We start from the raw sequence: 11,525 nt of genomic DNA on the forward strand, positions 1-11,525 counted from the left end.
TAATGATCAAACACCTCATCGCCCTCTTCGCGGGTTCACCCGCGAAGAGGCCAGTAAAGGCAACACAATTTCTACTGGTCATATTGCTCTCGCTGACATTGCCTGCCTGGGCCTCAGAACCCCGTGAACTGGACTGGCCCGCCCTGATCCCCGAAGGCGCCCCGGTCATCCCACCACAACTGGCGCCGCTGCACGACATGTCGCAGCTAAGCAACGCCCTGTCTGCCGAGTCTGCCCCACCCGCGCGCCAGCAAGCCCCCGATGCCCCGGTGGTGAAAGGTCTCGACGGCCAGCAGGTCAAGCTGCCGGGCTACATCGTGCCACTGGAGGTCAGCGAAGAAGGCCGCACCACCGAATTCCTGCTGGTCCCTTACTACGGTGCGTGTATCCACGTGCCACCCCCACCGTCGAACCAGATCGTGCACATTTTCAGTGAGATGGGCGTGCGCGTCGAAGACCTCTACCAACCTTACTGGATCGAGGGAAAGATGCAGGTTAGAGCCTCCAGCAGCGAACTGGCCGACGCTGGCTACCAAATGGAGGCCGAGAAAATATACGCGTATGAGCTGAGATGAGAACTGTTTCGAATTCGTGAAGACGCTTCTTTGAGCTGGGTCAAACTTTCTGTCTAACCAGCTCCGTACCATTGGACTACTCGATTAATAACGTCCTTTGGGAGCTTCCATGAACAAGTCCTTGCTCGGCGCCTCGCTTGTGGCCCTTGCGCTCGCCGCCCCTGTTGCCCACGCTCACCAGGCAGGCGATGTCATCGTCCGCGCAGGCGCCATCACCACCGCCCCTAACGAAAGCAGCGGCGACCTGAAATTCGATGGCAACAAGGTTTCGGGCACCAAGGCAACCCTGGACAGCGACACCCAGCTGGGCTTGACCTTTGCCTATATGCTCACCGACCACATCGGCCTGGAGCTGCTGGCAGCCACCCCGTTCAAGCACACCGTAGGCGTAAAAGGCCTGGGCGGCGGCCTGGACGGCAAGCTGGCCGACATCAAGCAACTGCCACCGACCCTGTCGCTGCAGTACTACCCGATGGAACCGAACTCCAAGTTCCAGCCCTATGCCGGCGTGGGCATCAACTACACCCTGTTCTTCGATGAAGACCTCAGCAGTGCCCGCAAGCAGCAAGGCTTCAGCAACCTGAAACTGCAGGACTCGATCGGGATCGCCGGCCAGCTGGGCATGGACTACATGATCACCGACAACCTGCTGGTCAACGCCTCGGTCTGGTACGTCGACATCGACACCAAGGCCAGCGTCAACGGCCCGACCGCTTTGGGCTACAGCAAGACCAAGGTCGACGTCGATGTCGACCCGTGGGTGTACATGGTCGGCCTTGGCTACAAGTTCTGACCTGAACACGGCAGGGCGGCTTCGGCCGCCCTCGCACGTTGCAGCCATAGCCAGTAGCCCAGCGCTACCGCGCTGATGGCCATGCCAAGCCCGCACACTGCGACCCACCCCCAATGGGCAAACACCCAGGCCGCCAACACCGCTCCCAGCCCGCTGCCAAGCGAGTAGCAACACATGTAGGCACCGATCAACCGGCTGGCCATCGCGCCACGCCCGGCCAGCAACAGGCTCTGGTTGGTGACATGTACCGCCTGCACGGCAAAGTCCAGCATCAGCACTCCCAGCACGAAGGCCATCAGTGAAGCCCCGACAAACGCCGTGGGCAACCACGACAGCGTCAGCAAGGCCAGCGCCAACCCAGTAGTGCGTTCACCCTGCCCCTGGTCAGCCAGACGACCGGCACGCGAAGCTGCCAAGGTACCCGCGACACCTGCCAGGCCGAACAGGCCGATCTCGGTATGGCTCAGCGCCAACGGCGCAGCACTGAGCGGCATGACCATGGCACTCCATAGCACGCTGAACGCGGCGAAGATCAACACTCCAAACATGCCTCGCTGGCGCAGCAACCTGTCGTGCCGGTACAGGTTGAACTGGGACACAATCAGCGCCCGGTAGCCAGACCGATGCATGACGGGCTGCACCGAGGGCAAGCTACGCCATATCACCAGTGCCAGCACTATCAAGACGCCTGCGGCCATCCAGTACACGCTGCGCCAACCGGCCAGGTCGGCCAACCCGCCCGAGACCAGGCGCGCAAGCAGAATGCCCAGCACCACACCACTGGTGACGGCGCCTACCGCCTGCCCTTGCTGGCCCGGTGAGGCCAGGCTCGCGGCATGCGCCACCATCACCTGCACCATCACGGCCATCAACCCGGTGACGGCTAGAGCCACCAGCAGCATTGCCCAACTTTGCGACATGCCGACGCCGATCAGCGCCAGAGCCGAGAACAGCAACTGGCCAAGCAACAGGCGCTTGCGATCGACCAAGTCACCCAGCGGCACGATCAGTAGCAACCCCAGGGCATAGCCCGCCTGGGTCGCGCCAACTACCCAGCCAATCTGCTGCTGCCCTACCCCCAGCTCGGCAGCCATCGACTCAAGCAGAGGCTGAGCGAAGTACACCGTCGCGACGGCCATGGCGCTGGTAATGGCAAGCAACAGGGTTGTCCAGCGTGTCAGTGAAGGTGCCATCGGACCAACCTCGTCAATCTGGTTTCGATTTGAAACCACACACTGGCTATTTAGCAAATGTGGTTTTAATCTGCAACCAGACGTTAAGACAGGTTTGCACCATGCTCGATGAACACAATGCGCAATGCCCCGTAGCCCGGGCCCTGGAGGTGCTGGGTGACCGTTGGGCGCTGATGATCCTGCGCGATGCCTTTGACGGCCTGCACCGGTTCAGTGAATTTCACAAGAACCTGGGGCTGGCGAAGAACATCCTCGCCTCGCGGCTCAAACTACTGGTGGAGAGCGAGTTGCTGGCCTTGCAGCCGGCATCGGATGGCAGTGCCTACAAGGAATATGTGCTGACCGCGAAAGGGCGGTCGGTGTTTCCAGTGGTGGTTGGCTTGAGGCAATGGGGGGAGCGGTTTCTGTTCGAGGCGGGTGAGGCGCGTTCGGAATTGGTGGAGGGAGCTACCGGGCAGGCGCTTGAGACGTTGCAGGTGCGTGCCCAGGATGGGCGGGTTTTGCATGCCGAAGACTGCCTGCGCAGAATGGTGCGGCATGAATGATTTGGGGCTGCTGCGCAGCCCCCGGTTATCAGGCCTTGCCCAGAAGCCGCGCCAGCCCCTCGACCATCGGCGTCGCCTGCGCGAACTTGAACCGCGCCAGCAACCGCTGATTATCCGCCCGCGAATGGCGAATATCCCCCGAACGGGCCGCGACATAGCTGATCGCTGGCAAGCTCCCCACCACCTTCTCCAGCGCTGCCAGCAACTGGTTCAGCGAAGTCGCCTGGTTGAGGCCGATGTTCACCGCCCCCTCCTCGACCTGCGGCTGCTCCAATGCTTGCACCATCACCTGCACCAGATCACCCACGTAGAGGAAATCACGGGTCTGCTCGCCATCGCCAAACACCGTGATCGGCAAGCCCTGTACAGCGCGCTCGCAGAAAATGCTGATCACACCGGAATACGGTGAGGACGGGTCCTGACGTGGCCCGAAAATATTGAAGAAGCGAAACACCACCGGCTCCAGACCATGCTGGCGGCGGTAGAAGTCCAGGTATTGCTCACTGGCCAGTTTGTCCACGGCATAGGGGGTCAGCGGCGCCTTGGGGGTCTCTTCGGCAATCGACTCGCCCTCGCCATTGTTGCCATACACCGCCGCACTGGAAGCGAACAGCACCCGACGCACGCCATGCACGCGCATGGCTTCACAGACATTGAGGGTGCCGATGAAGTTGCTCTGATGGGTGCGTACCGGGTCCTCGACCGAGGCCTGCACCGAGGCCACCGCCGCCAGGTGCACTACAGCACGGCAGCCAGCCGCTGTCTGTGTAACCAACCCGGCATCGGCTACATCGCCTTCAATCAGCTCCAACCGTGGGTGGTCGACCTGCAGGTTGCTCCTGCGGCCTGTGGAAAAGTCATCAAGAATGCGTACGGCGTAGCCTTTGTCCAACAACGCATCGCACAGGTGGGAGCCAATGAAGCCGGCACCGCCGGTGATCAGGATGGGGGCGTCAGCCATGGCGGTAGAACCGGTCCAGTAGAGGCGGCAAGCCAGCGCGCCAGGCACGCGGCTTGATACCGAAGGTATGAAGGATTTTCTTGCAGGCCAGTACCGCATGTTGCGGCTCTTCGCTGGCATCCGGGCGCGCGGCATGGGCTTGCGGTGTGGGGGCCTGCACGGCCAGTTGGCGGTGCTGGCCGGCCTCGGTGAGGATCGCCTGGCCCAGCGCCAGCGGCGTGGTCGCCTCGTTGCCAGCGTAATGGTAGGTGCCCCACAACGGCGCATTGCAATCGAGCTGCTTGAGCACCGACAGGATCACCCGGGCGGCATCATCGACAGGCGTCGGGTTGCCACGTCGATCATCGGCCAGCAGCAGCTCTTGTGGTTGCTCGGCACGTGTCAGGAAGCGGCCCAACGAGCCGTCGATGCTCTCGTCGAGCAGCCAGCCAAAGCGCAGCAGTACATGCTGTGGGCAGGCCGCACGCACGCTCTGCTCGATGCGCCACAAGGCCTGGCCACGCAGGCCCAGCGGCACGGGCTCGTCTTTTTCACTGTAGGCCGTGGCCCGCGAACCATCGAACACCCGGTAGCTGGAAGGCTGCACCAGGGTGATCTGGTGGTGCTGGCACAGCTCCGCCAACCGCTCCACCGCCCGCTCCTGTTGAGCCAGGCGCTGCTCGCTGACCGACTCGGCCTGGAACCAGTCGAAGTAATAGGCCAGGTTGACCAGCGCGTCGGGGCGGTGATCGTCGAGCAACTGAGTGAGGCTGGCCGGCGTCCAACCGTTCTCGGGCGGGCGTGGCGCCAGGAATGCGATGTCCTCCTCGGCCCCAAGACGAATCAGCGCTTGCCCGAGGGCATTGCCACCACCCAACAGCATTAGGCGCATACGCATAGAGTCAGCAGATCCGGAGAGGTTGATGAAGGAAAGGGGCATTTTGCGGTTTCCGCTGCGGGAAGTCCAACGTCTGGCCCTGTGACTGCTTCAGGCGGTGCGGTTTCCGAGCTGCCAAAGCTCACTATCGCGACACACAGATATTTCCTACGGCATACCAGGAACGAGCTGACTACCACGCAAAAGCATAACTGCATTCAATAGTTCCCCCCTTGCCAACAGGGGAGCCCCACAAAAATAAGTACAAGGAACGTTCAATGCCTCACTCGCAAGCCGCATACCTGGATTTTTCCCCCGAGCAAAGTCGGGCCATAGCCTTTGCAAGCCAAACCCTTGCAGACTCCGGCGGCCCGGAAGCAAAGGGGGTTGCAATCCAGGCACGTATATTGACCGACCAAATCCAGAAATCCTTGACTGACGAGCAGCGTTCGCTGCTACAGCGCTTCGGCGAAGGCAGATTGTCTACGCTGATGTACAGGCACATGCCTTATGCCGACGAGCCGATACCTGAAAACCTTCCCGATATCACCGCCTTGGCGCAAAACCCTCGCTGCACATACCTCGCCTCGCGCAATCAGCTGCTGCTGGAGCTCGCACGACACCGAAATTTCGCTTTTGATATCGACAACGAGGGCAAGCAGGTCCGTCTGGTTGGCAACTTCAAGGGAGGAGGCCGAATTCCACGGGTTGGCGAACACCCACGCCTGGAAGTTGAAACCAGCTCGCATGCAGGCTTGTGCTTGGGGCCGCACACTGAAGCGCCTTACAACTGTTCAACAGTCTCCAGTGATGGTCACTCCCCTGCTCCCTCTGCACTTATCCTCACTGCTCGCTGGAACCCCGCCAATGACCCTACGCATGTCTTTCCCCTACAAGAAATCATCGAGCGCTTGAGCAGCCTGGATGCGCTCGCACTGACCTCAAAATCTTTCAACTTCACTCGCAGTGAGTGCTTGCTGACGGAAAAGGCAAAGCAGGTGAAGCAGTTTCAATGCTTCAGTTCGAGCCTAACGGTGGCTTCTCTGTACGCTTCAACAGTTACCGCTTCAGTTTGAATGAGCGTGCTTGCAGCGCTGCAGCACGCGCGTTCAGTACTTTTCGGAAAATGCTGAGTAGCGTACAACCACTGGTGTTTGTCTTGCAGCCCGACCGTGCATTGTTAATCAACAACAGCAGAGCGTTGCACGGTCGCCAGACAGTTGAGGACAACCGGCGCCTTCTCCTTCGTCAATTCGGATACTCCCCCTTCGCAGCACCGTTGGTACTTGTTGAGGATCCGCTGCTGGTGCGTGGCTGATTAGCGAAAAATACCCAATGATTGAAATCGATTTAACGCTTGTCCTGATACTGGCACTCGTGGCACTCACGGCCGGCTTTTTCGACGCTATCGCCGGAGGCGGTGGCCTGATCACGCTCCCCGTACTGTTCATCGCCGGTATAGAGCCCTTGGCGGCAATTGCCACTAATAAATTCCAGGCAGCTTCAGCGACGGTTTCGGCTACTTGCGCCTTTGCCCGCAAAGGCATGATCGACTGGAGACGAGGCAGCTCGATGGCGGTCATGTCGTTTATTGGCGGCGCTCTGGGAGCCTTGTCGATAACGTATGTGCCCAAAAGCCTTTTACAGGCATGCGTCCCCCCGCTGCTGATCCTGATAGCAGCCTACTTTGCCTTTAGTCCAAGCCCGAATGAACAAGCGCGCAAGGCGAAGATGTCGACTAGCCTGTTTTGTGTGGCGGTTACACCGTTCATTGGGTTTTATGATGGAGTATTTGGCCCTGGCGTCGGCTCGTTCTTCATGCTGGCCTGCGTAATTCTCTTGGGCCAGCACTTGATACAGGCCGTGTGCACCAGCAAGCTTTTGAACGCGGCCTGCAACCTGGGCGCACTGTCAGTCTTTTCACTCAGCGGAGCGATTATCTGGTCGCTGGCGCTGGCAATGGCGCTTGCCGCCTTTCTGGGCGCGCAATTGGGTGCACGCTGCGCAGTTCGTTTCGGCACGAGGCTCATAAGGCCGCTGCTGGTCAGTGTCTGCATCCTCATGGCACTCAAATTACTGCTCGACACGAGCAATCCACTCGGCGAGTGGCTTAACCTGTTACTTTAGAGGGCACCATGCACTTGCAAACGGGATCTTCTCAGCGCCTGAAATGGCAGTTTGACGAACCCGCCCCAGGCAAAGAACTTTTCATCGACGAAGTATTCGGAACCTACCAGCAACAGGCCCGATTGCTGGTACCCGATATCGAGCGCGCAGGGCCTGCATTCGTCCTGGGTGGCGCGCGCTCCGACTTTACCCGGCTCAACCCCCTGCTCTATCGCTTGCAAGCCGCAGGCATAGGTTCGCTCACTGCTAATCTGTCAGGCCATAGCCTTGCCAGTGAACCTGGTGCAGCTTCGCCTTCACTGGCTACGAACCTTGATGAGGCACGACGCTTCCACGCGCATATCGCACCTCAATGCCGAACGATAATTGGCCACAGCCTGGGCGCGGCAATTGCGCTGAAACTTGCAGCACAATTGCCGCAGGTGAACAGCATCGTGCTGGTCTGCCCAGCAGTCTATCCAGACCATGCTCACCAGGCCCCCTTCGGTCCGGCATTCACAGCCGCCATCAGAAAACCCTATGGCTTTCTCGATTGCGACAGTTACGCCTTCCTCAAGCAGTTCCAAGGCAGAGTGCTGATGGTGATAGGCGAATATGACGGGCTCAACTCACAGCGATTCGGCAAAGGCCCAGGCACCAGCGCAGGCAGCCTGTGGCTGACCGGCGCCGAGCGCTACAGCCCGATTCCTGAGGAGGTCACCCAGGCCCTGATGCAATCAGTTGCAGCCGCGCGTTTGCAATGCGTGTTTCTTACAGACTGCGACCATGGCATCGCCGCCCATTTACGCAGTACGCCAGCGATTGCGGATCAGGTTGCGAGCGCCGTGGAAACCTTCATCCTCGAAGACGCCTGACCGTAGGCAGTTACTCGATTTCAAACAAACCGTTACTCAGTGGCCTCACGCTTAGCCGCTCACGTACATCATCATCGATACGCGGATCATCCGGCCGGTACAGTTTCACTTGCCGGTAAGCATTGATGCGATTGATCTCCTCACCCAGGTACTCCCACACCACCCTGGTGCAGGCCGGGTTGCGCCGGTCGCCGCTGGACACACCGGCCTTCAGGCCGTTCAGGCGAGTGATTCGGCTTTTGAAGCTGGGGATGAGGATGGTCTGGCTCATTTCGTTGAACGTCAGCGACTCGTAGTCGATGAGGAACAAACGGTCCTGCAGCTGGAACGCCGCCCCCAGATAACGGCAACGCACCTCGGCATGCTGGTCAGTGGCGCTGGAGCGCTCCTGACGCTCCTGGCGCTCGAACAGGAAGCGGCCACGCTCCTCCCACAGGTGCACCAGTGACACCAGGATCGTGCCCGGCACCGACATGCAGTTGGAATACTCGAAGTAGTAACCGCAATAGCGCGACAGGTTGCCGGCATGATCGTGCAGCGGGCGGAACAGTTCACTGATCGGGTCGCTGGGCTGCTCGGCCAGGGTCGACACCCGTGCGCCAATCAGCCGGGCAAACTGCTCGGCCGGCAGGTTCAACTCGTAATCCTCAACGCCGAAGAAATCGCCGATGCGCTTCAGGTTGAAAGCCGTCGGACGGCTCTGCCCGCTCAGGTACTTGTTGAACTGTGCGCGGTTGATCGACAGCTGGCGGCAAACTTCGGAAATAGAGCGGTAGTGGCTGCAGGCCAACTTGAGGTTGGTAGCGAAATGATCGCTCATAGCGGAATCCAGGTGACGCGAATGACGCCATTGTAGCATCAAGTCGCATCAACTCAGAGCAACCCGCGAAATTGTAACCACTCTTGTCATAGCCAACCATGCGCCCCAACGAATAGCGGTGCGCCTGCCGTCCGCTGGTCTTTCCACACGAAGAATAAGAATCGAGGTCATTTTCCAATGCTCGAAGTAATCAACGATTTCCTTTCGGGGAAACTCCTCATCGTGCTGATCGTAGGGCTGGGTAGCTACTTCACCCTCCGCTCCCGGTTCGTCCAGTTCCGCCATTTCGCCCATATGTTCAGCGTGTTCAAGGAATCGCTGCGTGGCCAGGCAGGCCAGCTGAGCTCCTTCCAGGCGCTGATGCTGAGCCTGGCCGGCCGCGTAGGTGCCGGTAACATCGCTGGTGTCGGTATCGCTGTGACCCTGGGTGGCCCAGGTGCCGTGTTCTGGATGTGGGTCACCGCACTGGTGGGTATGTCCAGCAGCTTCTTCGAATGTACCCTGGCCCAAGTGTACAAGCGCGCGGATGGCGATGGCCTGTACCGCGGTGGCCCGGCCTACTACATCCAGCACGGGCTGAAGCTGAAAAGCATGGCCATCGTGTTCTCGATCCTGCTGCTGGTCACCTACGGCTTCGCCTTCATCGGCCTGCAGTCTTACACCGTGACTCACTCGCTGCAGAACGCCTTCGCCTTCGACCCGAAACACACCGGTATCGTCCTGGCCGTGCTGCTGGCCGTCACCTTCATCGGCGGCATCAAGCGTATCGCTGCGGTGTCGGACCTGCTGGTGCCGGTCAAGACCCTGGCCTACATCGGCGTGACCCTGTACGTGATCGGCACCCAGATCGAACATGTGCCGGCCATGCTTGAAACCATCTTCAAGAGCGCCTTCGGCCTCGACCCGGCCTTCGGTGGCCTGCTCGGCAGCGCCATCGTCATGGGCGTCAAACGTGGCGTATTCGCCAACGAAGCGGGCCTGGGCAGTGCGCCGAACGTGGCGGCCGTGGCGGCCGTGAAACACCCGGGTGCGCAGGGCGTGGTGCAGGCTTTCAGCGTGTTCCTCGACACCTTCGTGATCTGCACCTGCACCGCACTGCTGATTCTTCTGTCGGGCTTCTACACCCCTGGTTTCGAGGGCGACGGCATTGTCCTGACCCAGAACTCGCTGGCCGCCGTGGTGGGTGACTGGGGCCGCGTGTTCGTCAGCGTGGCGCTGTCGCTGTTCGTGTTCACCTGCATCCTCTACAACTACTACCTGGGCGAGAACAGCCTGCAGTTCCTGAGCCGCAACCGTGTGGTGCTGATGGTGTTCCGTGGCCTGGTGCTGGCGTTGGTGGTTTGGGGGTCGATGCAAGACCTGTCGACTGTGTTCGCCTTCGCCGACATCACCATGACTTGCCTGGCCTTCGTCAACCTGGTCGCCCTGGCCCTGCTGTTCAAGGTCGGCCTGCGCGTCATGCGCGACTACGACGACCAGCGCAAGGCCGGTGTGCATCAGCCAGTGTTCGACTCATCCAAGTTCGCCGACCTGGACCTGGACCGTAATGCCTGGCCTGCCAATCCGCAGGTGGAAACAGCCGCTGACAAAGCAGCCGGCCAAGCTCAGCCGCAGCGCTGATATCCTCCCTGCCCAGCCGCCCCTTCCGCGGGCGGCTTTTCTTTCTCCGCTCACCGCTACGGATGCTTGCCATGCGTGCAGTAAAGAATCTTCTCGTTCTCTATACCGGTGGCACCATCGGCATGCTCGAAACCCCGGAAGGCCTGGCGCCGGCCGGTGGCTTCGAAGCGCGGATGCGTGAACACTTTGCCCAGATGGCCGATGCACCCAAGCTGCAATGGGCGCTGCAAGAGCTGAACCCGCTGCTGGACAGCGCCAACATGCAACAGCACAACTGGTTGGCGATGCGCGATGCCATCGTCGAAGCCGTGGATGTTGCAGGCCATGATGGCGTGTTGGTGTTGCATGGCACCGACAGCATGGCTTACAGCGCTGCAGCGTTGTCGTTCCTGTTGCTGGGCCTGCCCGTACCGGTGCTGTTGACCGGCTCGATGCTGCCTGCTGGTGCACCGGGTAGCGATGCCTGGGCCAACCTGTGCGGCGCATTGCGCCAGTTCGAACAAGGCCTGGAAGGTGGGGTGCATCTGTACTTCCACGGCCAACTGCTGCATGGCTGCCGGGCGTCCAAGCTGCGCAGCGAAGCGTTCGATGCCTTTGCCGCTCTACCGCGCCATCGGGGTGGTGAGCGGGCCTCGGCGATTCCCGCCGAACTTGGCTACATGCATCCACGCCAGCCGGTCAACCTGGCCGTAGTGCCGGTGTTCCCAGGGCTGCAGGCCGAGCACTTGCAGGGGCTGATCGACAGCGGTGTACAAGGGGTTCTGCTGGAGTGCTATGGCAGCGGTACGGGTCCATCGGATGACCAAGCGCTGCTTGATGTGCTGAGCGCGGCACGCCAGCGCGGCGTGATGCTGGCGGCTATCAGCCAGTGCCCAGAAGGCTCCGTGGTGTTCGATACCTATGCGGCAGGTAACCGCTTGCGCGGGGCCGGCCTGATCAGTGGTGGCGGCATGACCCGTGAGGCAGCGCTGGGCAAGATGGTTGCGCTGCTGGGGGCTGGGTTGGATGTCGAAGCCGCCGAGCAGTGGTTTGCGCTGGACCTGTGTGGGGAACGGGCGTAGAAGCGGCCTTGGTACCCAGAAAAATGGCGGAAGGCAGCGGGAGTCGAACCTGCCCGGGAACGGCTGCCGTCCCCAACCGGGTTTGAAGCCCGGCCGCGCCACCGGGCGCGATTGCCTTCC

The 11,525-nt window shown here is 60.7% G+C and carries 11 protein-coding genes, 1 tRNA gene and 1 pseudogene; 8 read left to right on the plus strand and 5 right to left on the minus strand.

Annotation, left to right across the window (positions count from 1 at the left end; all coding sequences use genetic code 11):
- Window positions 1-2: 2 nt before the first annotated feature.
- Both APH35_RS18150 and APH35_RS18155 read left to right on the plus strand, forming a co-directional pair.
- On the plus strand, window positions 3-575 hold the full coding sequence (locus tag APH35_RS18150; protein ID WP_012270277.1) for a DUF3299 domain-containing protein: 573 nt from the start codon (window positions 3-5) through the stop codon (window positions 573-575).
- Window positions 576-684: 109 nt separating this feature from the next.
- Window positions 685-1,368 carry an OmpW/AlkL family protein gene (locus APH35_RS18155; RefSeq protein WP_012270276.1) on the plus strand — a complete coding sequence of 228 codons (684 nt, stop codon included), beginning with the start codon at window positions 685-687 and terminating at the stop codon, window positions 1,366-1,368.
- Here the strand turns inward: APH35_RS18155 and APH35_RS18160 are convergent.
- Complete coding sequence (locus APH35_RS18160) at window positions 1,356-2,561, minus strand: MFS transporter (protein ID WP_060494626.1); 1,206 nt, start codon at window positions 2,559-2,561, stop codon at window positions 1,356-1,358. The genes APH35_RS18155 and APH35_RS18160 overlap by 13 nt on opposite strands.
- Before the next feature lie 101 nt (window positions 2,562-2,662).
- On the opposite strand from APH35_RS18160, the gene APH35_RS18165 reads away from it, so the two are divergent.
- Complete coding sequence (locus APH35_RS18165; RefSeq protein ID WP_012270274.1) at window positions 2,663-3,106, plus strand: winged helix-turn-helix transcriptional regulator; 444 nt, start codon at window positions 2,663-2,665, stop codon at window positions 3,104-3,106.
- Window positions 3,107-3,134: 28 nt separating this feature from the next.
- Here the strand turns inward: APH35_RS18165 and APH35_RS18170 are convergent, their stop codons facing one another.
- Complete coding sequence (locus tag APH35_RS18170) at window positions 3,135-4,067, minus strand: NAD-dependent epimerase/dehydratase family protein (RefSeq protein ID WP_012270273.1); 933 nt, start codon at window positions 4,065-4,067, stop codon at window positions 3,135-3,137.
- On the minus strand, window positions 4,060-4,944 hold the full coding sequence (locus APH35_RS18175) for a sugar nucleotide-binding protein (protein ID WP_041166360.1): 885 nt from the start codon (window positions 4,942-4,944) through the stop codon (window positions 4,060-4,062). Before APH35_RS18175 ends, APH35_RS18170 begins: the two co-directional genes overlap by 8 nt.
- A gap of 257 nt (window positions 4,945-5,201) precedes the next feature.
- Here APH35_RS18175 and APH35_RS18180 point away from each other — a divergent pair.
- The 3 genes and pseudogenes from APH35_RS18180 to APH35_RS18190 all read left to right on the plus strand — a co-directional run bounded on the left by APH35_RS18180 (window position 5,202) and on the right by APH35_RS18190 (window position 7,904).
- Window positions 5,202-6,241: pseudogene (locus APH35_RS18180) on the plus strand (hypothetical protein).
- A gap of 17 nt (window positions 6,242-6,258) precedes the next feature.
- The gene (locus APH35_RS18185; RefSeq protein WP_060494060.1) at window positions 6,259-7,050 is read left to right on the plus strand and encodes a TSUP family transporter; all 792 of its coding nucleotides are present in this window, start codon (window positions 6,259-6,261) and stop codon (window positions 7,048-7,050) included.
- Window positions 7,051-7,058: 8 nt separating this feature from the next.
- Window positions 7,059-7,904 carry an alpha/beta hydrolase gene (locus tag APH35_RS18190; RefSeq protein ID WP_060494061.1) on the plus strand — a complete coding sequence of 282 codons (846 nt, stop codon included), beginning with the start codon at window positions 7,059-7,061 and terminating at the stop codon, window positions 7,902-7,904.
- 10 nt (window positions 7,905-7,914) lie between these two features.
- Here the strand turns inward: APH35_RS18190 and APH35_RS18195 are convergent, their stop codons facing one another.
- Window positions 7,915-8,724: a helix-turn-helix domain-containing protein gene (locus APH35_RS18195; protein ID WP_012270267.1), complete on the minus strand. Its 810-nt coding sequence runs from the start codon at window positions 8,722-8,724 to the stop codon at window positions 7,915-7,917.
- Between the two features lie 177 nt (window positions 8,725-8,901).
- Between APH35_RS18195 and APH35_RS18200 the strand changes: the two genes are divergently transcribed.
- Window positions 8,902-10,344, plus strand: coding sequence for an alanine/glycine:cation symporter family protein (locus APH35_RS18200; protein ID WP_060494063.1), 1,443 nt, complete (start codon window positions 8,902-8,904; stop codon window positions 10,342-10,344).
- A 71-nt stretch (window positions 10,345-10,415) separates the two neighbouring features.
- The gene (locus tag APH35_RS18205; protein WP_060494064.1) at window positions 10,416-11,405 is read left to right on the plus strand and encodes an asparaginase; all 990 of its coding nucleotides are present in this window, start codon (window positions 10,416-10,418) and stop codon (window positions 11,403-11,405) included.
- 24 nt (window positions 11,406-11,429) lie between these two features.
- On the opposite strand, the gene APH35_RS18210 is transcribed toward APH35_RS18205, so the two are convergent.
- Window positions 11,430-11,525: transfer RNA gene (locus APH35_RS18210), tRNA-Sec, on the minus strand.

The sequence above is a fragment of the Pseudomonas sp. NBRC 111132 genome, assembly GCF_001320565.1.
Classification (GTDB): Bacteria; Pseudomonadota; Gammaproteobacteria; order Pseudomonadales; family Pseudomonadaceae; genus Aquipseudomonas; species Aquipseudomonas putida_P.